The organism is Streptomyces sp. PR69, from assembly GCF_026420845.1.
Taxonomy (GTDB): domain Bacteria; phylum Actinomycetota; class Actinomycetes; order Streptomycetales; family Streptomycetaceae; genus Streptomyces.
This window is the reverse complement of the sequence record NZ_JAOWCB010000026.1, coordinates 1-25210: the sequence shown is the minus strand read 5'-3', so window position 1 is coordinate 25210 and position 25210 is coordinate 1. Positions and strand designations below refer to the sequence as shown.

At 71.7% G+C, this 25210-nt stretch carries 23 protein-coding genes and 1 riboswitch; of the genes, 5 read left to right on the top strand and 18 right to left on the bottom strand.

The annotated features are described in order from the left end of the window. Window positions 1-137: 137 nt before the first annotated feature. Both OF819_RS22055 and OF819_RS22050 read right to left on the bottom strand, forming a co-directional pair. The gene (locus tag OF819_RS22055; protein WP_267245350.1) at window positions 138-1310 is read right to left on the bottom strand and encodes an acyl-CoA dehydrogenase family protein; all 1173 of its coding nucleotides are present in this window, start codon (window positions 1308-1310) and stop codon (window positions 138-140) included. Window positions 1311-1518: 208 nt separating this feature from the next. Then, window positions 1519-2919, bottom strand: coding sequence for a peptidase C39 family protein (locus tag OF819_RS22050; protein WP_267245349.1), 1401 nt, complete (start codon window positions 2917-2919; stop codon window positions 1519-1521). Window positions 2920-3047: 128 nt separating this feature from the next. Here OF819_RS22050 and OF819_RS22045 point away from each other — a divergent pair, with 128 nt between their 5' ends. Together OF819_RS22045 and OF819_RS22040 are read left to right on the top strand one after the other, a co-directional pair. Next, window positions 3048-3701 carry a uridine kinase family protein gene (locus OF819_RS22045; protein ID WP_267245348.1) on the top strand — a complete coding sequence of 218 codons (654 nt, stop codon included), beginning with the start codon at window positions 3048-3050 and terminating at the stop codon, window positions 3699-3701. A gap of 383 nt (window positions 3702-4084) precedes the next feature. Continuing rightward, a complete protein-coding gene (locus OF819_RS22040; RefSeq protein ID WP_267245347.1) occupies window positions 4085-5983 on the top strand; it encodes an AAA family ATPase in 1899 nt (632 codons plus the stop codon). Window positions 5984-6183: 200 nt separating this feature from the next. Here the strand turns inward: OF819_RS22040 and OF819_RS22035 are convergent, their stop codons facing one another. The 8 genes from OF819_RS22035 to ribD form a co-directional block, all read right to left on the bottom strand. Next, window positions 6184-6654: a PH domain-containing protein gene (locus OF819_RS22035; protein WP_267245346.1), complete on the bottom strand. Its 471-nt coding sequence runs from the start codon at window positions 6652-6654 to the stop codon at window positions 6184-6186. 73 nt (window positions 6655-6727) lie between these two features. Then, entirely contained in the window at window positions 6728-7576 is an 849-nt protein-coding gene (gene hisG / locus OF819_RS22030; protein ID WP_267245345.1) for an ATP phosphoribosyltransferase, read from the bottom strand. Window positions 7577-7640: 64 nt separating this feature from the next. Beyond that, window positions 7641-7913, bottom strand: coding sequence for a phosphoribosyl-ATP diphosphatase (locus OF819_RS22025; RefSeq protein WP_004990764.1), 273 nt, complete (start codon window positions 7911-7913; stop codon window positions 7641-7643). 33 nt (window positions 7914-7946) lie between these two features. Continuing rightward, a complete protein-coding gene (gene ribH / locus OF819_RS22020; protein ID WP_267245344.1) occupies window positions 7947-8432 on the bottom strand; it encodes a 6,7-dimethyl-8-ribityllumazine synthase in 486 nt (161 codons plus the stop codon). A gap of 63 nt (window positions 8433-8495) precedes the next feature. Then, window positions 8496-9785: a bifunctional 3,4-dihydroxy-2-butanone-4-phosphate synthase/GTP cyclohydrolase II gene (locus tag OF819_RS22015; protein ID WP_267245343.1), complete on the bottom strand. Its 1290-nt coding sequence runs from the start codon at window positions 9783-9785 to the stop codon at window positions 8496-8498. After that, window positions 9782-10435, bottom strand: a complete 654-nt coding sequence (locus tag OF819_RS22010; RefSeq protein WP_267245342.1) for a nicotinamide mononucleotide transporter family protein — start codon at window positions 10433-10435, stop codon at window positions 9782-9784. Before OF819_RS22010 ends, OF819_RS22015 begins: the two co-directional genes overlap by 4 nt. Continuing rightward, the gene (locus OF819_RS22005; RefSeq protein WP_267245341.1) at window positions 10432-11076 is read right to left on the bottom strand and encodes a riboflavin synthase; all 645 of its coding nucleotides are present in this window, start codon (window positions 11074-11076) and stop codon (window positions 10432-10434) included. The genes OF819_RS22010 and OF819_RS22005 overlap by 4 nt, the downstream gene beginning before the upstream one ends. Before the next feature lie 2 nt (window positions 11077-11078). Next, window positions 11079-12182 carry a bifunctional diaminohydroxyphosphoribosylaminopyrimidine deaminase/5-amino-6-(5-phosphoribosylamino)uracil reductase RibD gene (gene ribD, locus OF819_RS22000; protein WP_267245340.1) on the bottom strand — a complete coding sequence of 368 codons (1104 nt, stop codon included), beginning with the start codon at window positions 12180-12182 and terminating at the stop codon, window positions 11079-11081. Window positions 12183-12343: 161 nt separating this feature from the next. Further along, window positions 12344-12474, bottom strand: a riboswitch (FMN riboswitch). Between the two features lie 267 nt (window positions 12475-12741). Between ribD and OF819_RS21995 the strand changes: the two genes are divergently transcribed. Continuing rightward, window positions 12742-15114: a chitinase C-terminal domain-containing protein gene (locus tag OF819_RS21995; RefSeq protein ID WP_267245339.1), complete on the top strand. Its 2373-nt coding sequence runs from the start codon at window positions 12742-12744 to the stop codon at window positions 15112-15114. A gap of 484 nt (window positions 15115-15598) precedes the next feature. On the opposite strand, the gene OF819_RS21985 is transcribed toward OF819_RS21995, so the two are convergent. After that, entirely contained in the window at window positions 15599-16777 is a 1179-nt protein-coding gene (locus tag OF819_RS21985) for an ROK family transcriptional regulator (protein ID WP_267245338.1), read from the bottom strand. Between the two features lie 106 nt (window positions 16778-16883). Here OF819_RS21985 and OF819_RS21980 point away from each other — a divergent pair, with 106 nt between their 5' ends. Continuing rightward, window positions 16884-18092 carry an MFS transporter gene (locus OF819_RS21980; RefSeq protein WP_267245337.1) on the top strand — a complete coding sequence of 403 codons (1209 nt, stop codon included), beginning with the start codon at window positions 16884-16886 and terminating at the stop codon, window positions 18090-18092. A 118-nt stretch (window positions 18093-18210) separates the two neighbouring features. Then, entirely contained in the window at window positions 18211-18906 is a 696-nt protein-coding gene (locus OF819_RS21975) for a DUF5995 family protein (RefSeq protein ID WP_267245336.1), read from the top strand. Between the two features lie 204 nt (window positions 18907-19110). Here OF819_RS21975 and OF819_RS21970 read toward each other — a convergent pair whose 3' ends face one another. The 7 genes from OF819_RS21970 to OF819_RS21940 form a co-directional block, all read right to left on the bottom strand. After that, complete coding sequence (locus OF819_RS21970) at window positions 19111-20805, bottom strand: flavin monoamine oxidase family protein (protein ID WP_267245335.1); 1695 nt, start codon at window positions 20803-20805, stop codon at window positions 19111-19113. 136 nt (window positions 20806-20941) lie between these two features. Beyond that, window positions 20942-21739 carry a carbon-nitrogen hydrolase family protein gene (locus OF819_RS21965; protein ID WP_267245334.1) on the bottom strand — a complete coding sequence of 266 codons (798 nt, stop codon included), beginning with the start codon at window positions 21737-21739 and terminating at the stop codon, window positions 20942-20944. 190 nt (window positions 21740-21929) lie between these two features. Next, window positions 21930-22385 carry an Lrp/AsnC family transcriptional regulator gene (locus OF819_RS21960; RefSeq protein ID WP_267245333.1) on the bottom strand — a complete coding sequence of 152 codons (456 nt, stop codon included), beginning with the start codon at window positions 22383-22385 and terminating at the stop codon, window positions 21930-21932. Window positions 22386-22395: 10 nt separating this feature from the next. Continuing rightward, complete coding sequence (locus OF819_RS21955) at window positions 22396-23916, bottom strand: amino acid permease (RefSeq protein WP_267245332.1); 1521 nt, start codon at window positions 23914-23916, stop codon at window positions 22396-22398. A 298-nt stretch (window positions 23917-24214) separates the two neighbouring features. Further along, window positions 24215-24598: a DUF742 domain-containing protein gene (locus OF819_RS21950; protein WP_267245331.1), complete on the bottom strand. Its 384-nt coding sequence runs from the start codon at window positions 24596-24598 to the stop codon at window positions 24215-24217. Between the two features lie 7 nt (window positions 24599-24605). Next, window positions 24606-25031 (bottom strand): roadblock/LC7 domain-containing protein, encoded by a 426-nt coding sequence (locus OF819_RS21945; protein ID WP_267245330.1) that lies wholly within the window; start codon window positions 25029-25031, stop codon window positions 24606-24608. Then, window positions 25024-25210, bottom strand: a 187-nt coding sequence (locus OF819_RS21940; RefSeq protein WP_267245329.1) for a hypothetical protein, incomplete at its 5' end; no start/stop codon positions are given. The genes OF819_RS21945 and OF819_RS21940, both read right to left, overlap by 8 nt.

The following is a 25210-nucleotide window of genomic DNA, read 5'->3' as shown; positions in this document are numbered from 1 at the left end:
CGTCCATCCGCGGCCGCCCGATCCGCCCATCTATGCGGAGCTGCTGCGGCTGTGGGCGAGCCAGGGCAGGGCCGTGCCGGGGCGTCGCGACCCCGAGTGGAGCAGGCTTGCGACGCCCCCGCGGTGGAGCGGGCGGATCAGCGGCTCTCCGGCCCGGCCAGATGGCGGGCGATGACCATGCGCTGAATCTGGTTGGTGCCCTCGACGATCTGCAGCACTTTGGCCTCGCGCATCAGACGCTCGACCGGGAAGTCCTGTGTGTAGCCGTATCCGCCGAGCACCTGGACCGCATCGGTGGTGACGCTCATGGCGGCGTCCGTGCAGAACAGCTTGGCCATCGCCGCCTGCTGGGAGAAGGGCAGCCCGGCGTCGCGCCGCCTAGCTGCGGTCAGATACAGGGCGCGGCCCGCCTCGATGCGGGTGGCCATGTCGGCGAGCATAAAGCGCAGGCCCTGGAAGTCCGCGATGGGCCGGCCGAACTGCTGTCTGCCGGTGGCGTAGGAGACTGCCTCGTCCAGCGCGGCCTGGGCCACGCCGACGGCGCAGGCCGCGATGCCGAGGCGGCCCGAGTCAAGGGCGGAGAGGGCGATCGAGAAGCCCTGCCCCTCCTCGCCGATCCGCCGGGTGTCGGGGATGCGGACCCCGTCGAAGTTGACCAGGGCGGTGGGCGATCCCTTCATGCCCATCTTCTTCTCCGGGGCCCCCGCGCTCAGACCCGGCGCGTCGCCCGGCACCAGGAACGCCGTGATGCCGCGGGCGCCCTCCTGGCCGGTGCGGGCCATGACCGTGTAGAAGTCGGCGACGCCGCCGTGGGTGATCCACGCCTTGGCGCCGGTGATGACCCAGTCGTCGCCGTCGCGCACGGCCTTGGTGCGCAGGCTGGCGGCGTCCGAACCGGACGCGGGCTCGGAGAGGCAGTACGCGCCGAGCAGCCCGCCGCCCAGCATGGCGGGCAGATGCTCGGTCTGCTGCTCCTTGCTGCCGTATCCGGCCAGGGCGTGGCAGGACAGGGAGTGCACGCTGACGCCGAGGCCGACGGTGAGGCGGGCGGCGGCCAGCTCTTCGAGCACCTGGAGATAGACCTCGTACGGCTGGTCGCCGCCGCCGTACTCGGAGTCGTACGGAAGGCCGAGCAGCCCGGACTCGGACAGCAGGGAGAAAATCTCGCGCGGGAAGCGGCCGGCGTCCTCCTCCTCAGCCGCCCGGGGAGCGATCTCCCGCTGGGCGATGTCGCGTACCAGGGCGATCAGATCCCTGGACTCCTCCGTGGGCAGCTGACGTTCCACCGGCTGCGGGGCGCGGTCGGACATTGCGGCGCTCTCCTCCCTGTCGGGCGCGGCGGCGGACGCGCACTGAGGGTGAGGGCGCGCCGCCGGGTCTCTCTGCCAGGCCGATGCTGCCCCTCCGGGTCGCGGAAGTGGCTCGGCGGCGGCTGTGGCGCGTTGAGTATGCCCGATCAGCGGACTTCCGTCACGGGCTGTGGACAGCGGCCGACCGCAGCCGCGGGCCGCGGACCGCTCAGCGGATGCCGACGGCCGCCAGGGCGTGACGCTGGGCGGGGCCGGGGAAGGCCGGCCAGTAGACGTAGCAGACGCCTCCGGTGCCGGAGACCACCTTTCCTTCGGCGTTGTGGCGCTTGGTGCGCAGCCAGATCTTCTCCCACTCGGCGCGGCGGTAGACCCGGCGCACGGCCTCGTTGCCCGGCGACGCCGGGTCATTGGCGATCACGTCGCCCGTCTCGGTGAAGCCGATGACCGTCATCAGATGCCCGGCCGTGCCATAGCCCGCGCCGGTCAGCTCCTCCTCCCGGAAGGACTGGGAAGTGATCACCGGGATGCCGGCCCGGATCAGGGTCTCGACGTCGGTCAGCGTGTGCAGCCGGGTGACGACGGCGCTCATATCCCGGTAGGAGGCCGCGTAGGCGGCGTTGAAGGGCCAGTTGCCGCAGCCTTCGTACTGGTAGTCGTAGGTGAACCGGGCGGCGTGGCAGACCTGGGGGTCGTCGAAGTCCGGGTTCACCCACGCGAGGTCCTCGGCCGTGGGCCTGCGGCCCCAGTACTCGATGATCATCTGGGAGGAGGTGGGGCTGCACCAGGCCTCGCCGCCGTTGTCGTACTCCGGGTACCGGCCGATGTGGATGTTCTGCGAGTACCGGGGCACCCGCAGCTCCCGGGCGACGCACGGCCGGGACTCCGGGACTCCAAAGCGGTCCGGGATGTCGGAGGCCATGGCGCCCAGCCGCCGGACGACGGGTGTCAGACGGGTGCCGGGGGCGCGGAAGAGCGTGATCCGGAGCCGGTACGACTCCAGGCGCAGCCCGCTCGCCGGGTCGTCGACGGCGAAGGTGTCCGTCCAGACGGTCGCCCTGCCGTCGCTCTGGCCGTCGACCGAGGTACGGCGGATGTCTCCGTCGCCCGCTGCCCACCGGCCCATGGTGAACCAGGGTGTCAGACCGCCGTCGGAGTAGCGTCCGCGCAGCTCGATCCCGATCCAGGTGCCGGCCGGGGTGTCGGCGTTCCACGAGGCGATCACCTCGGTCGCGGGGACGCGGGAGCGGTGGACCGGGGAGGTCCAGGTGGCGTACTCCCACAGGGAGGTCCGCCCGGTGTGCGGGTCGGCGTACTCCGTGCGGCCCGCGGGGGCGGCGATGACGAGCCCGGGCCGGCGGCCGCCGACCGGGCGGGTGCCGGCCTGCTCGCCGCAGCGCCAGTCGGTGTACGAGCTCCAGAAGCGGTTGTCGATCAGCGGCGCGGGGTGCGGCGGCCGGCCTCCCCGCGCGGCGGTCCGCTGCGCGGCGGCCGCGGGACCCGTGGCCTCGGCAGCCGCGGCCTCAGGCGCCGCCGAGGCCAGCGGCAGGGCCCCGGCCCCGGCCGCCGCGGCGGCGCTGAGCACGGTACGTCGGGATGCGTGTCCGGTCATGGCTCCCCCAGGAAGCGGGTGCAGAGGTCAGGTGCACGTCAGTGGCACAACTATCCGGGGTGCGGACGCACTTCTGCCAGAAGCCGCGCGACGCGTCGCGTTTTCGCTCTCCCGCTTAGGGTGGCGGCATGGACGAGACCCCCCGGCTCGCGGCTGAGCTGCACCGCCTGGCCCCCTCCTGCGGGCCGGTGCGGCTGATCGCCGTGGACGGGCACGCCGGGTCGGGCAAGAGCACCTTCGCCGCGCATCTGGCCACGGCCCTCGGCCCGGCCGCCGACGAGAATGCCGCCGCGGCGCCTGTGCTGCACCTCGACGACCTCGCCACCCACGAGGAGCTGTTCTCCTGGACCGAGCGGCTGCTGGAGGCGGTGATCGGCCCGTTCTCCCGCGGGGAGTGCGCGCACTATGCCCCGTACGACTGGATCCGACGGCGCTTTTGCACATCGCAGCCGCTGCCCGCCGCGCCCGTCGTGATCGTCGAGGGGGTGGGGGCGGGGCGGCGTGCGCTCCGCCCGTACCTCGCCCGGCTGTTGTGGATGGAGCGCGGGCCGGAGAGGTCCTGGGAGCGCGGCCGACAGCGGGACGGAAGCGGACTTTCCGCCTTCTGGGACGAGTGGACCGTGGCGGAGACCCGCCATTTCGCCGGCGACCCCTCGCGGCCGTTCGCCGATGCGCTGATTCATGAGCGCCGTGAGGGTTACGAGTGGCTGCCGGGACCTGTGACGTCAGCACGATCGCACCATGTCGTCACACTGGGTGATGAATCCCATCGGGTGCGCTGAGCGGCCGGAAACGATGGCTCGAGTGTGCCTCAACCCTGCTTGACCGGGAGGGCGCAGAGGTCTTACGTTCTCAATGTGCGGCTTTCCGAAGCCGCCGCGTACGCGAAGCCCCCGGTTGTTCCCCCGTGACCGGGGGCTTCGTTCTGCCCTGGCACGTGTCCCCCTCCGCCCCCCCCTGCTCCGTTCACCCGATTCGTTCACCCTGGGTCACCTTCACCGGATCGGTCGCGGCGGTCTTCGTGGCGCGCCCTTTGCGCAGGTACGATGCACCCCGGCGGGGTGAAGTCCCCTCCACGGCAGGGTGGTTCAGCACTCGGCCGACGGGCCCCCGCCCGGCGGGACGAGATCCGGTGCACAGTTTGTGGGGGGATATGGGCAGCCCTATGGACAGCGGCACTCAAGGCGTGCACGCCCCCGCCGACCTCGCCTGGGTGCGGGGAGTCGACGCCTACACGATGGGCGCCTATCCGCAGGCCGAGGAGGAGTTCCGGACCGCCGTGCGGCTGGACCCCCAGATGGCGGACGGCTGGCTCGGGCTGCACGCCCTGCGCATCGACACCGCCACCGCGCTGCTGCGCATGTACGGCGCCCGTGACCGCTTCGGCGAGCAGCGCACCCGCCACCGCCGCACCCTGAACTCCTGGTACTGGCTGGGCTGGTGGGTGCAGCCCGTGCTGGAGAGCCCCCGCGATCTGCTGCTCGCCCATGCCTCGCACTGGCTCGACGGCCGCCATGTCCCGGAGCTTGACCGGGCGCTCGCCGCGCTCCCGCCCGTCGACGCCGACCCCCAGGTGCGCTTTCTGCACGCCTGCCGGGCCTATCTGGTCAAGGACTGGGAGCAGCTCGTACGCCATACGGAGCCGCTGGTCGACGATCCCGTGCTGGGCATCGAGGCCGGGCTGTTCGGCGGGATGGCCCGGGTCAGGCTGGAGATGTACGGTCAGGCGGAGCCGCTGCTCTCGGCCGCGCTGATGCGCTGCCGCAGCGAGCAGCCGCAGCGCAAGGAGCTGCGGTACTGGCTGGCCCGGGCGCACGAGGGCACGGGCCGCAGCGCGGCGGCGCTTCCGCTGTACCGCGCCGTGCACAAGATCGACCCCGCGTTCATGGACACCTCCGCCCGGCTCGCCGCGATCGCGGAGTACGACGCCGGCATCGACGGGGTCGACGGGGCCGACGCCTTCAACGCCTACGCCGGACCCGCCGGGCTGGCCAGCGTGTCGCTGACGGGGATCGGCCCGGACCTGCCGGAGACACAGTCGGAGGGCGAGTCGCTCCCGGCCGAGGCCAGGCCGGGGCCGGACGCACAGCCGCCGCTGCCGGGGGCGCCCCCGCCCGACGCCGCCTCCGGATTACACCGCAGGGCGACCGTGCCGCAGCAGCCCGCTCCCCCGCCGTTCCCGGCCGGGCCCACCGACCCGCTGGCGCTGGAACAGGCACTGGCGGAGCTGGAGCGGATGGTCGGTCTGGAGCCGGTGAAGCGCCAGGTCAAGGCGTTGTCGGCACAGTTGAGGATGGCGCGGCTCCGGGCGGGGCAGGGGCTTCCCGTCCAGCCGCCGAAACGTCACTTTGTCTTCTCCGGTCCCTCCGGCACCGGCAAGACCACGGTAGCGCGGATTCTCGGCCGGGTCTTCTACGCCCTCGGGCTGCTGCACGGCGACCATCTGGTGGAGGCCCAGCGGGCCGATCTGGTGGGCGAGTTCCTCGGCCAGACGGCGGTGAAGGCCAATGAGCTGATCGACTCGGCGCTGGGCGGGGTGCTGTTCGTGGACGAGGCGTACAGCCTGTCCAACTCCGGCTACAGCAAGGGGGACGCCTACGGCGACGAGGCGCTCCAGGTCCTCCTCAAGCGGGCCGAGGACAACCGCGACCACCTGGTGGTCATCCTGGCCGGCTATCCGGAGGGCATGGACCGGCTGCTGGCCGCCAACCCGGGGCTGTCGTCCCGCTTCACGACCCGCGTGGACTTCCCTTCGTACCGCCCCCTCGAACTGACCGCGATCGGCCAGGTGCTGGCGGCGGAGAGCGGTGATGTGTGGGACGAGGAGGCGGTCGACGAGCTGCGCTCCATCAGCGGCCATGTGGTCGACCAGGGCTGGATCGACGAACTGGGCAACGGCCGGTTTCTGCGCACCCTGTACGAGAAGAGCTGCGCCTATCGGGATCTGCGGCTGTCCGGGTATGCGGGCACGCCGACGCGTGAGGATCTGGCGACGCTGCGGCTGCCGGATCTGATGCAGGCGTATGGCGAGGTGCTCTCGGGCCGGGGCCCACAGGCCCCGTAACCCGGGGGCTCCGCCCCGGACCCCCGCGCCTCAATCTCCCCCAGACTCCGTCCGGGGGGACCCCAGGCGGGGCTCATTTTGTCCTCAAGCGCCGGACGGGCTGGATTTTCCAGCCCGTCCGGCGCTTGAGGACACGGCCGAAGGCCGTACCGGGGGCCGGGGGCGGAGCCCCCCGCGCGGGGTCTGGGGCGGAGCCTCGGCTATGCGCCGGCGCCGTCCTGGCTTGTGCCGCGTTCCTCAGCCAGGGCACGCAGTGCGCGTGCGTCGCGGATGGCCTGCTTCTTGGCGATGCCGGGCTGGATGCCGAGGGCGGGCAGGCTGGTGCCGTCGCTGAGGTCCAGGAAGACCCAGGGGTCGCCGGGCCGCAGATTGACCCGGAGGATCTCCGCCCAGTCGAGGCGGCGCGTCCGGGTGAGGTTGACGACGGTGACGCCCGTCTCGTCGGCGACGACCTTGGGCCGGCTGAGCAGCGCCAGCACGCCGAAGAAGAGCAGCGCGGTGACGATGAAGCTGACCCGCTCCCCCGGGTTGAGGCGCTCCAGCGTCACGGCGACGGCGGTGATGACCGCGAACATGACCGCGCCCACGGAGAGCAGGACGACACGGGTGCGGGTCGGCCGGAAGGTGACCGGGAGCGCGGGGGTGCGGGGGTCGGAGGCGGCGGCGGTCATGGCGTCGGGGGCATCCTGGGGTGAGCGGCCCGGCGGCCGCGGAGGGACGGCCGCCGGAACCGGGGACGGTCGGTCAGAGACGGCAGGCGTGGATGGCCGTGGTGAGGATGGCCCGGGCGCCCAGCGCATACAGATCGTCCATGATCCGCTGCGCCTCCTTCGCCTCGACCATGGAGCGCACCGCGACCCAGCCCTCGTGGTGCAGCGGGGAGATCGTCGGGGACTCCAGACCGGGGGTCAGGGCGACGGCCTTCTCCAGGTCCTCGACCCGGCAGTCGTAGTCCATCATCACGTAGCTGCGGGCGACCAGGACGCCCTGGAGGCGGCGCAGGAACTGCTGCACCTGGGGGTTCTCGGCATCGGCGCCGGTGCGCCGGATGACGACCGCCTCGGAGGTGAGGATCGGCTCGCCGACGATCTCCAGGCCCGCGTTGCGCAGGCTGGTGCCGGTCTCCACGACGTCCGCGATGACCTGGGCGACGCCCAGCTCGATGGCGGTCTCGACCGCTCCGTCGAGGTGGACGACGGAGGCGTCGATGCCCTGGTCGGCGAGGTGCTTGGCGACGATGCCCTCGTAGGAGGTGGCGATCGTCATCCCGCCGAAGTCCGCCGGGCCCTTCGCCGTGCCCGGCTTGGCGGCGTAGCGGAAGGTCGAGCGGGCGAAGCCAAGCTGCAGGATCTCCTCCGCGTTGGCGCCGGAGTCCAGCAGCAGATCGCGGCCGGTGATGCCGATGTCGAGCTTGCCGGAGCTGACGTAGATCGCGATGTCGCGGGGGCGGAGATAGAAGAACTCGACCTCGTTCTCCGGGTCGACCAGGACGAGTTCCTTGGACTCCTTGCGCTGCTGATAGCCCGCCTCATGGAGCATCGCCGACGCAGGTCCGGACAGTGAACCCTTGTTGGGGACGGCGATGCGCAACATGAGACGGGCTTCCTTTGCTCTTCAGTGGGGTGATGCGGGACTTAAGACGTGAGGGCGGGGTGTTTCACAGGTGGGCGTAGACGTCGTCGAGGGAGATTCCGCGGGCGACCATCATCACCTGGACGTGGTAGAGGAGCTGCGAGATCTCCTCGGCCGCTGCCTCCTTGCCCTCGTACTCGGCGGCCATCCACACTTCGGCGGCCTCTTCGACGACCTTCTTGCCGATGGCATGGACGCCCTTGTCGACCAGCTCGGCGGTGCGGGAGGTGGCGGGGTCGCCATGGGCGGCCTTGTGCTGGAGCTCGGTGAAGAGCTCCTCGAACGTCTTCTTGGACATGGTGCTCCCACCCTACGCGGAAACCCCGGCGCCTCAGCGCCAGGGTTCAGATACTGAACGCAGGGTGGCCGCGGTGGCCACGGCGGCGGTGACCGCCTCATGGCCCTTGTCCTCACTGGAGCCCTCAAGGCCCGCACGGTCCAGCGCCTGCTCCTCGGTGTCGCAGGTCAGCACGCCGAAGCCGACGGGGACGCCGGTGTCCACGCTGACCTGTGTGAGGCCCTGGGCAACGCCCTGGCACACATAGTCGAAGTGCGGGGTGCCGCCGCGGATGACGACGCCGAGGGCCACGACCGCGTCATAGCCGCGGCCGGCCAGCACCTTGGCGACGACGGGCAGCTCGAAGCTGCCCGGGACGCGCAGCAGCGTGGGCTCGTCGATGCCCAGCTCGTGCAGGGCGCGCAGGGCGCCGTCGACCAGTCCGTCCATCACTTTCTCGTGCCACTGTGCCGCGATCACCGCGACCCGCAGGTCGCCGCAGTTGCGTACGGACAGTTCGGGTGCGCCCTTGCCGCTCACGTTGCTCTTGCTCCTTGTGATCTGGTTCTGCCGGTTGTCACTGTGCTCTGGTTCTGCCGGTTGTCACTGGTTGCCGCAGGCCGCCGCCGGGGCGGCGTCCAGCCCGGGCAGGTCATGGCCCATGCGGTCCCGCTTGGTGCGCAGGTACCGCAGATTGTGCTCGCCCGCCTGGACGGGCATCGGCTCCCGGCCGAGGACGGTCAGCCCATGGCGGGTGAGCGCGGAGATCTTCTCGGGGTTGTTGGTCATCAGCCGCAGGCTGCGTACGCCGAGGTCGGCGAGGATCTGCGCGCCGGCCGCATAGTCGCGGGCGTCGGCGGGCAGGCCTAGTTCCAGATTGGCGTCGAGGGTGTCGCGGCCGCGCTCCTGGAGTTCGTATGCCCGCAGCTTGGACAGCAGGCCGATGCCGCGTCCCTCGTGGCCGCGCAGATAGACGACCACGCCGCGCCCGGTCTCGGTGATCTGCCGCATGGACGCCTGGAGCTGGGGGCCGCAGTCGCAGCGCAGGGAGTGGAACACATCGCCGGTCAGGCACTCGGAGTGGACGCGGACGAGCAGGTCCTCGCCGTCGCCGACGTCGCCGTGGACGAGGGCGACATGCTCGACGCCATCGACGGTGGAGCGGTAACCGTAGGCGGTGAAGCGGCCGTAAGCGGTCGGCAGATCGACCTCGGCCTCGCGCCGGACGGTGGGCTCGCTGGAGCGGCGATAGGCGATCAGATCCTCGATGGAGATGATCGTCAGTCCGTGCTTGCGGGCGAAGGGGACCAGCTCGGGCAGACGCAGCATGACCCCGTCCTCGCCGGCGATCTCGACGATCGCGCCTGCGGGGCGCAGCCCGGCGAGCCGGGCGAGGTCCACGGCGGCTTCGGTGTGTCCGTTGCGCACCAGCACACCGCCGGGCTTGGCGCGCAGCGGGAAGATATGGCCCGGACGTACGAAGTCGGACGGCTGGGCGGCGCGGCTCGCCAGGAGCTGCAGGGTGGCAGCGCGGTCGGCGGCGGAGATGCCGGTGGTGACGCCGTGGGCGGGGCCCGCGTCGACGGAGACCGTGAAGGCGGTCTTCATGGACTCGGTGTTGTGGTCCACCATCTGCGGCAGCTTCAGGCGGTCCAGCTCGTCGCCCTCCATGGGGGCGCAGATCAGCCCGCGGCACTCGCTCATCATGAAGGCGACGATCTCGGGGGTCGCCTTCTCGGCGGCGATGACGAGGTCGCCTTCGTTCTCGCGGTCCTCGTCGTCGACGACCACGACGGGCCGGCCGAGGGCGATGTCGCGGATGGCCTGCTCGACCGGGTCGAGGGAGAGGTCCTCGGCGTCGGTGGAGTACCAGGTGGGCAGTGCGCTTGTCATGCCGCCGCTCCTTCCAGGACGGGCTTGGCGCTCCCTCGGGAGCGGAGCCACCAGTCGCGCATGCCCCACAGGACGAGCGCGAAGTAGATCACATAGACGATGCCGGAGAACGCGAGGTCGCTGCGGAACGCCAGGGGTACGCCGACGATGTCGACGAGCAGCCAGGCGAACCAGAATTCGACGAGTCCACGGGCCTGCGCGACCATGGCGACGAGCGTGCCGACGAAGATGTAGGCGTCCGCCCAGGGGCTCCAGGACAGCGAGGGGTACAGGGTGAACAGTCCGCCGACGGCGAGGGTGCCGAGCACCGCGGCGGCGGCCAGCGCGGCCCGCTCGCGCCAGGTGGCGAAGCGGACGGCGATGGAGCCGTCCTGGGCCTGCTGCCGGCCGCGGGTCCACTGCCGCCAGCCCCATGCCGCGACGCCGATGACCAGCAGCTGCTTGCCGACGCCGCCGGAGAGCTGGGCGGAGGCATAGGCGCCGACGAGGATGACGCCGGAGAGCAGCTGGGCGGGCCAGGTGAGGACGGAGCGCCGCCAGCCGAGCGCCAGGGCGATCAGCCCGATCACATTGCCGGTCATGTCGGACCATTTGATGTGCTGGCCGAAGGCCGTGAAGGCCTCCGTGTTCAGCCAGGACAGCGCGCTCACCGGGCGGTCCCCTCGGCCGTGCGGTCGTCGTCAGCGCTGCCGTCGCGGGCGGCGCGGTGGCCGAGCATCCGCTCGACGTACTTCGCGATGACGTCGACTTCGAGGTTGACCGGGTCGCCGGGGCCCTTGATGCCGAGGGTGGTCAGGGCGAGCGTGGTGGGAATGAGGCTGACGGTGAAGTAGTCGGGGCCTGCGTCGACGACGGTGAGGCTGATGCCGTCGACGGTGATGGAGCCCTTCTCCACGACATACCGGGCGAGGTCCGCGGGGAGGGAGATCTTGACGATCTCCCAGTTCTCGGAGGGCTTGCGTTCCAGGACGGCGCCGACGGAGTCGACGTGTCCCTGGACGATATGCCCGCCGAGCCGGTCGCCGACCGCCGTGGGCCGCTCCAGATTGACGCGGGAGCCGACGGCCAGCGCGCCGAGGCTGGAGCGGTCCAGGGTCTCGGCCATCACATCGGCGGTGAACTCCCCGTCCGCGGTGTCCACGACGGTGAGGCAGACGCCGTTGACGGCGATGGAGTCGCCGTGCTTCGCGCCGTCGGTGACGACGGGTCCGCGCAGTCGGAAGCGGCAGGCGTCGCCGAGTTTCTCGACGGCGGTGACCTCGCCCAGCTCTTCGACGATTCCGGTGAACACGCTCAGCGCTCCTTGGTGGTGGCGGGGGTGGCGGTGATGCGGAGATCGGGGCCGATGCGGACGGTCTCGGTGATGTCGAGCCGTGCTGCCTCGGCGATCGTGGCGATGGAGGGGTCGGCGAGGGCGGCGGGGCCCGCGCCGAGGAGTACGGGGGCGAGATAGCCGACGACCCGGTCGACGGCTCCCGCGGCGAGGAAGCTTCCGGCGAGCGTCGCCCCGCCTTCGAGGAGGACGGAGCGGATGTCACGCTCGTACAGGGCGCGCAGCAGGGCGGGAACGGACAGACCGCGGTCCGCCCTCGGCAGCCGTACGACGTCCGCGCCGGCGGGCGGTTCGCCGCCCGCGTCCTCGGCGACCGCGATCAGGGTGGGTGCGGCGTCGTCCAGGACGCGTGCACCGGGCCTGACGGCCGTGGCCTCGGTGTCGACGACGACGCGCAGCGGCTGGACGGGGGCCGCGCCGGCGCCGGCCGCGGTGCGCACGGCCAGGTGCGGGTCATCCGCGCGGGCGGTGCCGGAGCCCACGATCACGGCGTCGGCGAGGGCGCGCAGCCGGTGGACGTCGGCGCGGGACTCGGCGGAGGTGATCCAGCGGCTGGTGCCGTCCTGCGCGGCGATCCGGCCGTCGAGGCTCGCGGCGTACTTCCATGTCACATGGGGGCGGCCGAGGCGTACGGCGGTGAGCCAGGCGGCGTTCCCGGCCGCGGCCTCGTCTTCGAGGAGGCCGGAGGCGACCTCGACCCCGGCGGTGCGCAGGGTGTCCGCGCCGCCCGCCGCCTGCCGGTTCGGGTCGGCGACGGCATAGACGACGCGGCGGACTCCGGCGTCGATCAGCGCCTGGGCGCAGGGGCCGGTGCGGCCGGTGTGGTTGCAGGGTTCGAGGGTGACGTACGCGGTGCCGCCGCGGGCGCGCTCGCCCGCCGCGCGCAGGGCGTGGACCTCGGCATGCGGTCCGCCCGCGCGCTGGTGGCAGCCCTCGCCGACGACAGCTCCGTCGGGACCGGCGATGACACATCCGACGACCGGGTTGGGACTGGTCGCGCCGAGTCCGCGGGCGGCGAGCTCGATGGCTCGGCGCATGGCGGCGATGTCGGCTGCGGTGGCCACCGGGTCCTCCTGCCTCTCGGGCACGGACTCCGGGGCCTGTCGATCAGTGAACGACAGAGAGCGGAAACGACTCGGCACACGGGGACGCCGGGCCCGAGACGCCCCGCCGCCTGGACACGGCGAACGGCGCGTTCGGCCGGCGAATCGTGCCGACTCGCCCGCCGCGCACTGCCTCCCATCCGGACTTTCACCGTCGGTCCAGGAATTTCACCTGGTCAACCGGCCGCTGGCTGCGGACGGGTCGCGGACTGTAACCGCCGGTTCGGAATTGCACCGACCCCGGAGTGCGCTGCTGCTGATACAGGGCAAGTCTGCCACGACTGATCCGCAGGCATGCTTGAGAACGGCTGTGGCCTGACTCACACAGCGGTCCGACGATATGACCGCCGATGGCGACTTCCGAGTATTGGTACAGACCTATTGACTCACTGGTCTAGTCCTCTTAATCTCTGCGTCACCTCCGAGGAGGCGGCCCGTCGGTGTGCGCACGCCCGGGCCCCAACACGACCCACCTTTACCGCCAGTTGTGTTCCGCCGATCCCTCCCCAGGAGGCCGACCGTGCACTCCCCCACCCCGCTCGCGCGCCCGCGCCGAGCGAGATCCGCGCTGCTCGCATCCGCCGCGGCGCTCGCCGGGCTGCTGTTCAGCTCGCTGACCGGCGGCGTCTCACACGCCGCGGACCATGAGTCCTGTCGCCCCGACGGCCTGTATACGACCCCGGGCGTCGACGTCCCCTACTGCTCCGTCTACGACGCCGAGGGCCGCGAGAAGATGGGCGCGGACCACCAGCGCCGCGTCATCGGCTACTTCACGGGCTGGCGCACCGGCGAGAACGGCCAGCCGGCCTATCTCGCCTCCGACATCCCATGGGACAAGATCACTCACATCAACTATGCGTTCGCCCATGTCGACAGCGCCAACAAGCTGTCCGTCGGCGCGGACGGCCCGGACAACGCGGCCACCGGAATGACCTGGCCTGACGTCGCCGGGGCCGAGATGGACCCGGAGTACGCCTATAAGGGCCACTTCAATCTGCTCGGCAAGTTCAAGAAGCAGCACCCCGACGTCAAAACCCTGATCTCGGTCGGCGGCTGGGCCGAGACCGGCGGCTACTTCGACGCCAGCGGCGACCGGGTGGACTCCGGCGGCTTCTACACCATGGCTGCCAACGCCGACGGCTCGGTCAACCAGGCGGGCATCGACACCTTCGCCGACTCGGCCGTGGACTTCATCAAGACCTACGGGTTCGACGGCGTCGACATCGACTACGAATACCCGACGACCATGAAGGACGCGGGCAACCCGCTGGACTGGCAGGTCGCAGGCGGCCGGCGCGCGGGCCTGGTGAAGGGCTATGCGGCGCTGATGAAGACGCTGCGCGAGAAGCTCGACCGGGCGGGCGCGGCGGACGGGCGGCACTACATGCTGACCGTGGCGGCCCCGTCCTCCGGCTATCTGCTGCGCGGCATGGAGACCTTCCAGGTCCAGAAGTACCTGGACTACGTCAACATCATGTCGTACGACCTGCACGGCGCGTGGAACGAGTACGTCGGCCCGAACGCCTCGCTGTTCGACGACGGCAAGGACGGCGAACTCGCCGCGGCCGGCGTCTACACCACCTCCCAGTACGGCGGCATCGGCTATCTCAACACCGACTGGGCGTACCACTACTTCCGCGGTTCGATGCCCGCGGGCCGCATCAACATCGGCCTGCCGTACTACACCCGCGGCTTCAAGAATGTGCAGGGCGGCACGGACGGGCTGTGGGGCAAGGCCCCCTCGTCGAGCTGCCCGGCCGGCTCCGGGCTGACGAAGTGCGGAGACGGCGCGGTCGGCATCGACAATCTCTGGCACGACCTGGACACGGAGGGCAACGAGTCCCCCGCGGGCTCCAACCCCATGTGGCACGCCAAGAACCTTGAGGCGGGCGTCGTCGGCGACTATGTCACCCAGTACGGCTTCCCCGCCGACACCCGGCTGACCGGCGACTACGTCCGCAAGTACGACTCCACCCTGGTCGCGCCGTGGCTGTGGAACGCCGAGAAGAAGGTCTTCCTGTCCACGGAGGACGAGCAGTCGGTCAGCGCCAAGGCCGACTATGTGGTGGACCGGGGCATCGGCGGCACGATGGTCTGGGAGCTGGCCGGCGACTACGGCTGGAACGCGGCCAAGGGCCAGTACGAGATCGGCTCCACGCTCACCACGGCGATGTACGAGAAGTTCAAGAACGCCTCCCCGTACGGGGCCGAGCGGGCGACGATCGCGATGCCGAGCGAGGCGGTCGACATCGATGTGGAGTTCGGGCAGTTCCCGCTGGGCGACTCCAACTACCCCATCAGCCCCAAGCTGAAGATCACCAACAATACGTCGGCGACGCTGCCGGGCGGCACGGAGTTCCGGTTCGACTATGCGACGTCGGCGCCGGACAACGCCAAGGACCAGTCCGGCTGGGGCACGACGGTCATCCGCAGCGATCACACTGGGGACAACGTGGGCGGCCTCAAGGGCGACTATCACCGCGTGTCGCTGAAGCTGCCCGGCTGGCAGTCGCTGGCGCCCGGGGCGTCCGTGGAGCTGGACTTCGTGTACTACCTGCCGACGTCGACGCCGTCGAACTGGACCGTCTCCTTCGACGGGAAGACCTACGGACTGGCCGGGGACCTGGCGCGCGGCACGACGGTCGTCGAGCCCGGATCGGGCACGGACCCCTCGCCCGAGCCGTCGCCGGACCCCACTCCGGACCCCTCTCCGACGCCTGACCCGACGCCGGGCGAGTGCACCGCGCCCGCCTGGGACGCCTCGACCGCGTATGTCGGCGACACGACCGTCTCCCACGACGGGCACACCTGGAAGTCCAAGTGGTGGACCCGGGGAGAGGAACCCGGCACCACAGGCGAGTGGGGCGTCTGGCAGGACCTGGGCGCCTGCTGACAACCTGGCAGACCGGCCCGGCGGCGCGTCCCGGCCCTTGCCGCCGCCGGGCCCCTGCCACCCTGGCCGTATGACGTCGAGACGGTGACAGGCGGCACGGGCACGCTGGGACGCCGGGTCACCGGCCTGCTGACCGAACGCGGCCAAGACGTGCGGGTGCTGAGCCGGCATGCGCAGCCGTACGCGGTCGGTTGCGCGACGCCCGCGACGAGTCGGCTCTGCACCCGGCGCTTGACGGCGCGGCACCCATGAGTCCCGGCCGGTCCGGCCTTCGGCGAAGCGGCCCAGCCGTCGTAAGGGACGGCGGCGACCGGCGGGCGCCGAGGACCGCGGCCGCCTCGGCGGCCCGGGCACCTGCGGGACGTCCGCGAGCAGGGCCCGGCAATGTCGGCCCGTCAAGGTCCGTCGTCCTGCGCTGAAAGCGCCCTCCCGTGCCCGGAGCGCCGCGAGGCAGAGCATGTGCCGCGCGACGAGACCCAGGGGTTCAGGCCCCCGGTGTGAACAGGTCGTCCTGGGCCGCGTCGCGGGCGGCGAGGAGGGCGCCGCTGAGGATCGCGCGGCCGCCGAGGGAAGCCGGGCGGACCTCCGTGTGGAGCGGGGAGAGTTCGGCGAGCCGGGCCTCGACACGGCGGGCCAGGGGCTCGCCGCCCGCGTGGCCGATCTCGCCGCCGAGGACCACGCAGCCGGGGTCCAGCACCGCGGCCACCGCCGCAGCGCCCAGGGCGATGCGGTCCGCGAGGGCGTCGAGGAAGTCATCCCGGCCGGCCGCGACCGCGCGCTCCGCGCCGCCCGAGGCGTCGGCGCCGTACTCCTCAGCGAGCGCGCACACGGCCGCCGCGCCGACCAGGGAGTGGAAGCCGCCGCCGCAGTCCGCCGCGGACGGCAGCCCGGACGGGCCGGGGACCGGGAGAAAGCCGATCTCCCCCGCGCCGCCGGACGCTCCGCGGCGGAGCTTCCCGTCCAGGACAAGCGCCGCGCCCACGCCCTGGCCGAGCCAGAGCAGCGCGAAGGTGTCCCGGTCGCGGGCGGCCCCCATGCGCTGCTCCGCGACGGCCGCGAGGTTGGTCTCGTTCTCGACGAGGACCCGCGCGGGCAGCCGCTCCTGGAGCGCGGCGACCAGCCGCCGGTGCCAGGCTGGCAGTTTGGCGCTGTCGCGCAGCTGACCGCCGGCCGGGTCGATGAGTCCGGGCGCGCCGATGCCCACGCTGTGCAGCCGCCGTGCGCCGGCCTCCCGCGCGGTCCGCTCCAGCAGGGCCACGGCCTGCTCGACCGCGGCATCGGTGCCATCCTCCATGTCGGTCCCGGCGCCGCCGGAGTCGCCGGAGTCGTCGATCGGGAGTGCGGCCTCGGCGAGCGTACGGCCGAGCAGATCGGCGACGATCACACTCACCCCGCCCGTCCGCACATCCAGCGCCGCCAGATGGGCGCGGTCGGCGACGATGCCGTACAGCCGGGCGTTGGGCCCGCGGCGCTGTGCGCCGGACTCGCCGACGACGGTGATCAGCCCGGAGCCCTGGAGGCGTTCCACGAGGTCGGCGACCGTGGGCCGGGACAGCCCGGTCAGCGACTTCAGCTGCCCTGCCGTCAACGGGCCCTCCTCCTGGAGGAGTCGGAGGGCGAGCCGATCGTTGATGACCCGGGCGGTGCTCGGTGATGCCCGCATACCCAGATCCTTTCAGACGCCTCTGGGAACTATTTATCAGGCAGGGTTCCTGATAGTTTACTGGCCATTGCGACCCTTCCGGGGGAGGACAGGGGAGGACATCCATATGCCGATCGAGACGGCCTCAGCAGCGCCGGCCCAGCTGAAACGGGCGAGGTACGCCGTGGCCGCGGTCTTCTGCGTGCACGGGGCGGTCACCGGCAGCTTCGCCACCCGCATCCCGTGGATCCAGGACCACACCGGGGTGGGCGCGGGCCAGCTCGGCCTCGCGCTCGCCTTCCCCGCCATCGGCGCTTCCCTGGCGATGCCGCTGGCCGCCGCGGTCGCACATCGCTTCGGCGCACGCGCCGCACTGCGCGGGCTGCTCGCCCTGTGGACGCTGTCCCTGACGCTGCCCGCCCTCGCCGTCGATCTGCCGACCCTCTGCGGGGCGCTGTTCGTGTTCGGGGCGACGGCGGGCATGTCCGACGTCACGATGAACGCCCTCGGCGTCGAGGTGGAGAACCGGATGGGCCGCTCCATCATGTCCTCGCTGCACGGCATGTGGAGCGCGGGCGCGCTCCTCGGCTCCGCGGGCGGCACGCTCGCCGCCCATCTGGGCGGTGACGCCCGGCTGCACCACGCGCTCGCGGCCGCCGTCCTCACCGTCTGCGGACTGATCGCCTGTCAGGGGGCGCCGGATCCGCGCAGCGCTCCGGAGGACGACCCTCCGCCGCGGTTCGCGCTGCCGCCGAAGTCAGCGGTGCTCATCGGCGCGGTGGGCTTCTGCGCGGTGTTCGCCGAGGGCGCGAGCCTGGACTGGTCGGCGGTCTACCTCCGGGATGTGATGGACACGTCCGCGGGGCTCGCCGCAGCCTCCACCACCGCGTTCGCGCTGACCATGGCGGTGGCGCGGCTCGCCGGGGACCGGGTGGTGGACCGGTTCGGCGCGGTGCGCACCGTGCGTACGGGCGGTGTGCTGGCCACGGCGGGCGGTCTGCTGGTGGTGGCCGGACCGCACCCGGCGGCGGTCATGGCCGGGTTCGGGCTGATCGGCCTGGGGGTCTCGGTCGTGGTGCCGCTCGCCTTCGCGGCGGCGGGGCGCAGCGGCCCCAACCCCAGCCAGGCCATCGCCGGAGTCGCCACCATCACCTACACCTCCGGGCTGATCGCCCCCTCGGCGATCGGCGCGGTCGCCGACGCGACGAGCCTCGTGGTGTCCTTCGGACTGGTGACGGCGCTCGCTCTGGGGCTGACGGCGGGCGCCGGAGTGCTGCGCTCCGCAGGGCGGGAGGCCGTGCAGTCCCCCGCGGCGCAGGAGCCGGCGGCGAGGTGAAGAGGCGGAGAGGTGAAGGGCTGAGGCGCGGGCCGCGCAGGGCGCTGGATTCCCCCGTTCCGGGCATGGCGCGGTCCGTGTATGGCCGCTTCCGCCATACGCCTGGGACCCTGCCTGCATGGCGCAGACGGAGCACTTCCCGGCACTCTCGGTGGACGGCGTCGTGAAGCGGATGCGGGCGCTGCACGACAGCCTGCCCGCGACGGACGGGGTCGCGGTCTTCAACCGCGTCTATCTGTCGGTCACCGAGGAGATCGGCAGGCGTATCGAGCGGGGTGAGTTTCCCGACCGGGCGGCGGCCGTCACCCTGGACGTCCTGTTCGCGGAGCGCTATCTGTCGGCCGTGGACACGGCGGCTGCGGGCGGTCGGCCGCCGGCGTGCTGGCGGCCGCTGTTCCAGCACCGCCGCCACCCCGGGCCGAGACCCGTGCAGTTCGCCCTCGCGGGCATCAACGCGCACATCGGGCACGATTTGGCGCTCGCCGTGGTGGACGCCTGCCGGGCGCTGGGCTGCGTACCCGGCGATCTGGAGGACGAGTTCGAGCACGTCGGCGACATCCTCGTCCTGCTTGAGGAGCGCATCCGTGAAGATCTGATGCCGGGGCCCGACCTGCTGGAGGTCGCCGACCCGCTGACCCATCTGCTGGGCTCCTGGAGTCTGGAGCGCGCCCGGGACGCCGCCTGGTCGGCGGCCCGGCTGCTGTGGGGGATGCGGAAGTTGCGCGGTCTGGCGGAGGAGTTCACCGAGCGGCTCGACACCGGTGTCGGGCTGGTCGGCCGTTGTCTGCTGACGCCCCTTCCGCAGGCGCGCTGAGTGCGACCTGGCCGGCCCGTGTGCCGTCGGGCAACACGGCGGCGCGGGCGCGGCGCCGCGGGCGCATGGCCTGCCGTGAGGGGCGTGGGCGTGCCCGGGCCCGGGCTGCCCGGCGGACAGGCAGAAGGCCGGGCATGGCTTCGCCCGGGGCCGGCCGGATCGCGGCCGCCCCGGGCGGGTCCAGGGGGCCGGGCTGCCGCCCGGTCAGTCCTCCGGCAGCTCGACCGGGGCGATCTCGTCGTACAGATCGCCGGGGCCGGGGTTGGACGGGTCGGTGGCCCCGCCGAGCTGGTGCATCACGCCCCACACGGCGTTCAGCGCGGTCTGCACGGCTCCTTCGGCCCAGCCGGCCGTCCAGGAGATGTCGTCGCCCGCGAGGAAGATCCCCCGCTTGTCCTCGGGCAGCCGGTCCTGCATGAAGTGGGTGAACAGCCGCCGCTGGTAGCGGTAGTGGCCGGGCAGGTTCGCCTTGAACGCGCCCATGAAGTACGGCTCGTTCTCCCAGGACACGGTCACCGGGTTGCCGATGATGTGCTTGCGGATGTCGACATGGGGATAGATCTCCCCCAGTGACTTGAGCATGACCTCCATCCGCTCGTTCGCGGACAGCGGCAGCCACTTCAGGCTGTCGTCGCACCAGGTGTACGAGAGGCAGATGACGGCCGGCTTGTCGGGGCCGTCGTCCAGCAGATACGTGCCGCGGGTCATCCGGTCGGTGAGCGTCATCGACATGGTGTCGCGCCCCGTGGCCTCGTCCTTGTCCAGCCAGAAGGGCCGGTCCACGGGCACGAAGAGCTTTGACGACTCCATGTAGTGCGTGCGCTCGATCGCCGTCCAGTGATCGATGGGGAAGAGCGAGTCATCGCACTCGATCTTGGACAGCAGCATCCAGGACTGCGCGGTGAAGATCGCCGCCCGGTAGGTGCGGATGTCGCCGGCGGCGTCGGTGACGGTGATGCGGTTCCCCGCGGTGCGGTGCAGCCGCGTCACGGCCGGGCGCGGCTCGCCCTCGTGCAGGGACTTCAGCGAGGTGCCCGGCGACCAGTGCACGATCTTGGCCGGTTCGCGCTCCCACAGCCGCAGCGGGAGCTGCTGAGAGCCGCCGACGATGCCGCGGTGGTGGTCGTCCGCCTCGGTGTAGACGACGCGGAGGATCTCCAGGATCGAGTTGGGGAAGTCGGTGTCCCAGCCGCCGGTGCCGAAGCCGACCTGGCCGAAGATCTCGCGGTGGCGGAACGACTTGAAGGCCTCGGACTCGCAGAGGAAGCCGTAGAAGGTCTGGTTGTCCAGCTTCTCGACGAGCCGGGCCCAGATCTCCCGGATGCGCGGCACATCGCGCTCGCGCAGGGCGCGGTTCATGTCGGAGAAGTCCGCGCCCTCCTCCAGGCAGTCGTTCCACGCCTGAGCCACATCGCGGTAGACCTGAGGCAGGTCGTCGATGGTCTCGGCGTAGTGCGACTCGCCCTTGAGGTCGACCACGGTCGACGGCGTCGCCGCGGCCAGCGGGTTGGGGAACGCCTTGGTGGTCAGCCCCACCAGGTCGATGTAGTGCTGCAGCGCGGTGGACGACGGCGGGAAGCGCATCGCGCCCATCTCGGCGGTCAGCGAGGGGTCGCAGCCCTCGAAGCCGACCGTGCGCAGCCGGCCGCCGATCTGGTCGGCCTCGTAGACGACGGGCTTGAGGCCCATCTTCATCAGCTCGTACGCGGCGATGATCCCGGAGAGCCCGCCGCCGATCACCGCGACCTCCGCGCCGTGCTCGGTCGCGGGTATCTGGCCGAGGCCCGCCGGATGGGCGAGGAAGTCGTCGTAGGCGTAGGGGAAGTCCGGGCCGAACATGGTGATCGGCGGCTGCTGCGCGTCGGTGTGCTGGACGGCGTTGGGCACCGTGGACGTCATGGGGCGGGGACTCCTGGTCGTGCGGGCCGCCGGGGAGGGGGCGGGCAGGCGGGGGTCGGGAGGGCTGTCAGGTCTGCGGATACGGCGGGGCTGTCGGGTCTGGCGGGGCTGGCTCCGGGCCGGGCGGGCGGGCCGCTCAGGTGAGGGAGCCGTAGAGCCCGGGGCGGCGGTCGCGCAGATAGGTGTTCTCGGCGCGGGAGGCGGCCAGCAGGGCGGGGTCCGCCTCACCGGCGATCAGTTCCTCGCCGCGTCCGGCGCGGGCGCGCACCGTCCCGTCGGGGGAGGCGAGGCAGCTGAGCCCGGTGAACTCGAACTCGCCTTCCCGGCCGGTCCTGTTGGCGTACGCGACATACATCTGGCTCTCGAAGGCGCGCACCGGCACCAGCTTCTCGGCGACGAACGGGAAGGGATGCATCAGGGCGGTGGGCACCGCGAGGAGGTCGGTCCCGGCCAGTGCGTGGGCGCGGACGTTCTCCGGGAACTCCACGTCGTAGCAGATGGTGATGCCGATCCGCAGTCCGCCGAGCTCCGCCTGGACAACCGGCTCGTCGCCGGGCGTGAAGTGGTGCTGCTCGAACGGTCCGAAGAGATGCGTCTTGCGGTAGTTGGCGAGAGGCACTCCGTCCGGGCCGATGAGCTGCGCCGCGTTGTGGACCAGATCGCCGTTGCGCTCGGGGTAGCCGTAGAGGACGGCCAGGCCGTGGCGGGCGGCGAGGTCGCCGACGGCGCGGGCGCAAGCGCCGTCGGCCGGTTCTGCGAGGCGGGGGACATCGTCGCCGATGGCGTACCCGGTCAGGAACATCTCGGGGCAGACGAGCAGCCCGGCGCCCGCGCCGGCGGCCTGAGCCGCGTATGCGTCGAGGATCTCGAGGTTCTTCGTCACGTCGCCGGGGATGCCGGAGCTCTGGAGCAGGGCGGTGCGCAGCGGCGGCATGGGCATACCTCGCGAAGGGGTGTTCGGGGGACGCATCGACGGTACGGTCCGCTGCTCGTCCGGGACAAGGCGCGACCGTTGCACAGGGGCCGGTGATCTGTTGCGCATTGCGGGGCGGTCCCGGCGATTCATTGCGCGGTCCGTGTTTCCGCTGGCCGTGTGGGGGCGGAGGCCGTGGGTTCCGCGGGCGCTACGCGGGCGCGCCGGAGGAGAAGCGCCGCAGCAGCGGCGAGAGCACCAGCACCGACTTGGTGCGCTCCACGAACGGCTCGCCCGCGATGCGCTCCAGCACCCGTTCGAAGTGGCGCATGTCGGAGGCGAAGACCTGGACGATCGCATCCGCCTCACCGGTGACGGTGGAGGCGGACGCGATCTCCGGGTAGCGCTTGAGGCCGCGCTCGATGGCCTCGGGCGAGGTGTTGCTGCGGCAGTAGATCTCGATGAAGCCCTCGGTCTCCCAGCCGAGCGCGGCCGGGTCCACCCGTACGGTGAAGCCGGTGATCGCGCCCTCGGCGCGCAGCCGGTCCACGCGCCGCTTCACGGCGGGCGCGGACAGGCCGACCATCGCGCCGATGTCCGCGTAGGAGCGGCGCGCGTCCTCTGCCAGGGCGTGGACGATGCGTTCGTCGAGGTCGTTCAGTCGCACGGAGGGTGGATCACTTCTCTGCGGTGGCCAGTCGGGAGCGGCGCATGCCGTACAGGAAGTAGACCATGAGCCCGGCGGCCATCCAGACAGCGAAGACCACCCAGGTGACGGCGTCGAGCTGCAGCATGTTGTAGGCGCAGAACAGGAAGCCCAGTACGGGGAACAGCCAGCCGAACGGCACCTTGAAGGTCCGCTCCATGTCGGGGCGGGTGCGGCGGAGCACCACGACCGCGATATTGACCAGCGCGAAGGCGAACAGCGTGCCGATGCTCGTGGCGTCCACGAGCTTGCCGAGCGGGACGACCGCGGCGAGCAGCCCGCAGAACAGCGACACGATGACGGTGTTCAGGCGCGGGGAGCCGGTCTTCGGGTCGACCTTGCCGAAAGCCTTGGGCATCAGTCCGTCGCGCGACATCGCGAAGAGGATGCGGGTCTGGCCGTACAGGACGGCGAGGACGACGCTGGCGATGGAGATCACCGCACCGGCGGCGAGCAGGGTGCCGTAGACGGTCTGGCCGCTCACATCGTTGAGGATCGCGGCGAGGGATGCCTCGGAGCCCTCGAACTTCGTCCAGTTCCAGGCGCCCACGGCGACGCCCGCGACGAGTACGTACAGCGTGGTGACGATGATCAGCGAGAGCATGATCGCGCGGGGCAGGTCGCGCTTGGGGTTCCTGGCCTCCTCGCCCGCGGTGGAGGCCGCGTCGAAACCGATGTACGAGAAGAACAGCGTCGCCCCGGCGGCGCTGACGCCCGCCATGCCGAGCGGCATGAAGTCGGCGTAGTTGCCGGATGTGAAGCCGGTGAAGCCGACGGCGCAGAACAGCAGCAGCGCGGCGATCTTCACAACCACCATGACCGTGTTGGCGCGGGCGGACTCGCGGGCTCCGCCGATCAGGAACACCATCGCGAGCAGTACGACGATCAGCGCGGGCAGATCGATCAGGCCGCCTTCGCCGGGCGCCGTTGAGAGCGCCTCGGGGAGGGTCACGCCGATCGTGCCGTGGAGCAGTTCGTTGAGATAGTCGCCCCAGCCGACCGCCACGGCGGCCACGGACACCCCGTACTCCAGGATCAGACACCAGCCGCACACCCAGGCGACGAGTTCGCCCATCGTCGCGTAGGCGTACGAGTAGGAGGAGCCGGAGACGGGGATCGTGCCGGCCAGCTCGGCGTAGGAGAGCGCGGAGAACAGCGCGGTGAGACCGGCGATCACAAAGGCGACGGTGACGGCGGGGCCGGCGACGGGCACCGCCTCGCCGAGGACGACGAAGATGCCGGTGCCGAGGGTGGCGCCAATGCTGATCATGGTCAGCTGCCACATGGAGAGCGAGCGGCGGAGGCTGCCGCCGTCGCCCTGTCCGCCCTCGGCGACCAGCTGCTCGACCGGCTTGCGCCGCATCAGCCGGGAGGCGGCCGGCCGGCTCCGGGCGGTCGCGGGCCCTGAGGCGGTCACGGGCCCTGAGGCGCTCGCCGGCCCGGTCGCGGGGCGTGGCTCGGTCGCGGACGGGGCTGCGCCGTGGTCTGGCATCGGGGCTCCTTCATGGCCGCGGGTCGGCGGCGGGGACCGCGGCGGCCCGCGGGCATGACGGAGAGAGCCCGCGCATGAGGGGGAACCGCCGAGCAGGCGGTCACCGCCACTCCTGGTACGGGCAGTGAGCCTATGAGCCGCTGGCCGTACGGGTAATGCAGGGTTGTTGCGCATCCGTGGATGATCATTGCGCGGTGAACGGCGGGCCGGGGAATCATTGCGTTCCGCCGCCGGTCCGCTGAACGATCAGCCGAACGATCAGCCGAACGATCGGCTGAAGGACCGCCGAACGAGCGGCCTACAGCTGGCGCAGCCGGTCGGCGATCTCGCGCAGCAGCTCCGGGTCGTGCCGGGCCGCCTCGCCGGCCGCCGGGGGCGCGGCCGTGACAAGCCCGGCCTCGACGAGATCGGCGAGCAGGACGCGGACGACCGTCAGCGGCAGATCCGCGTCGGCGGCGACCTCCGCGACAGTGTGCGGCCCGCCGCGGAGAAGGGTCAGCAGCGAGCTGCGGGCATGGTCGAGCCGCGGCTCGACGCCGGGCGGTAGGTCCTCCGCCGGGACGGCCGCGACCCGCGACATCAGATCGAGGCTGTGCGCGGCGGCAGGGCGGGTCCGGCCGCGGGTGACCGTGTACGGGCGCACCATCGGCCCGGTCTCGTCCTCGTACCAGGTCTCGCTCACGGCGAATCTAGGCGTCGCCCTCGCCGTCCGCGGCACGGGCGGTCACGGCCATATGGCGTCCCACCCGCCTGACCAGCAGGGCCATCTCATGGGCGAGCTGACCGACATCGGTCTCGGCGCCGGAGAGTACGGCGAGGCGGCTGCCGTCCCCGGCCGGGGTGACGAACAGGAACGCGTCATCGAGCATGACCATGGTCTGGCGGACGTCCCCGGCGTCGAAGCGGTCGCCGGTCTCTTTGGCGAGGCTGTGGAAGCCGGCGCAGACGGCGGAGAGATGCTCGATGTCCTTGCGGGCCATGCCCTTGGAGGAGCAGATCGCGAGGCCGTCGGCGGTCAGCAGCACGGCCTGGCGGACATGGTCGGTCCTGGCCAGCAGATCGTCCAGCAGCCAGCCGAGGTCCGCCTGTGCCCCGCCGGTGGGTGCCTCAGCCATCGTGCCCCGTCCTTTCGTCGGTGGTGCGGGCCTCGCCGCCGCGGCCCCGGTCGAGGCCGCGCTGGAAGGACCCGAAGATCGAACGCATCTGCTCGGGCGTGACCTCACGCCCGGCCCCTTCACCCCGCGCGGGCGCCCCACCGCGCAACGGCTCGGCAAGCGACGCCTGCCGCACCCGC

Coding starts and splice junctions, on each gene's coding strand:
- OF819_RS22055 (WP_267245350.1), bottom strand. CDS start 1,310: ATGTCCGACCGCGCCCCGCAGCCGGTGGAACGTCAGCTGCCCACGGAG.
- OF819_RS22050 (WP_267245349.1), bottom strand. CDS start 2,919: ATGACCGGACACGCATCCCGACGTACCGTGCTCAGCGCCGCCGCGGCG.
- OF819_RS22045 (WP_267245348.1), top strand. CDS start 3,048: ATGGACGAGACCCCCCGGCTCGCGGCTGAGCTGCACCGCCTGGCCCCC.
- OF819_RS22040 (WP_267245347.1), top strand. CDS start 4,085: ATGGACAGCGGCACTCAAGGCGTGCACGCCCCCGCCGACCTCGCCTGG.
- OF819_RS22035 (WP_267245346.1), bottom strand. CDS start 6,654: ATGACCGCCGCCGCCTCCGACCCCCGCACCCCCGCGCTCCCGGTCACC.
- hisG (WP_267245345.1), bottom strand. CDS start 7,576: ATGTTGCGCATCGCCGTCCCCAACAAGGGTTCACTGTCCGGACCTGCG.
- OF819_RS22025 (WP_004990764.1), bottom strand. CDS start 7,913: ATGTCCAAGAAGACGTTCGAGGAGCTCTTCACCGAGCTCCAGCACAAG.
- OF819_RS22015 (WP_267245343.1), bottom strand. CDS start 9,785: ATGACAAGCGCACTGCCCACCTGGTACTCCACCGACGCCGAGGACCTC.
- OF819_RS21985 (WP_267245338.1), bottom strand. CDS start 16,777: ATGCGGGCATCACCGAGCACCGCCCGGGTCATCAACGATCGGCTCGCC.
- OF819_RS21980 (WP_267245337.1), top strand. CDS start 16,884: ATGCCGATCGAGACGGCCTCAGCAGCGCCGGCCCAGCTGAAACGGGCG.
- OF819_RS21975 (WP_267245336.1), top strand. CDS start 18,211: ATGGCGCAGACGGAGCACTTCCCGGCACTCTCGGTGGACGGCGTCGTG.
- OF819_RS21970 (WP_267245335.1), bottom strand. CDS start 20,805: ATGACGTCCACGGTGCCCAACGCCGTCCAGCACACCGACGCGCAGCAG.
- OF819_RS21965 (WP_267245334.1), bottom strand. CDS start 21,739: ATGCCGCCGCTGCGCACCGCCCTGCTCCAGAGCTCCGGCATCCCCGGC.
- OF819_RS21955 (WP_267245332.1), bottom strand. CDS start 23,916: ATGCCAGACCACGGCGCAGCCCCGTCCGCGACCGAGCCACGCCCCGCG.
- OF819_RS21945 (WP_267245330.1), bottom strand. CDS start 25,031: ATGGCTGAGGCACCCACCGGCGGGGCACAGGCGGACCTCGGCTGGCTG.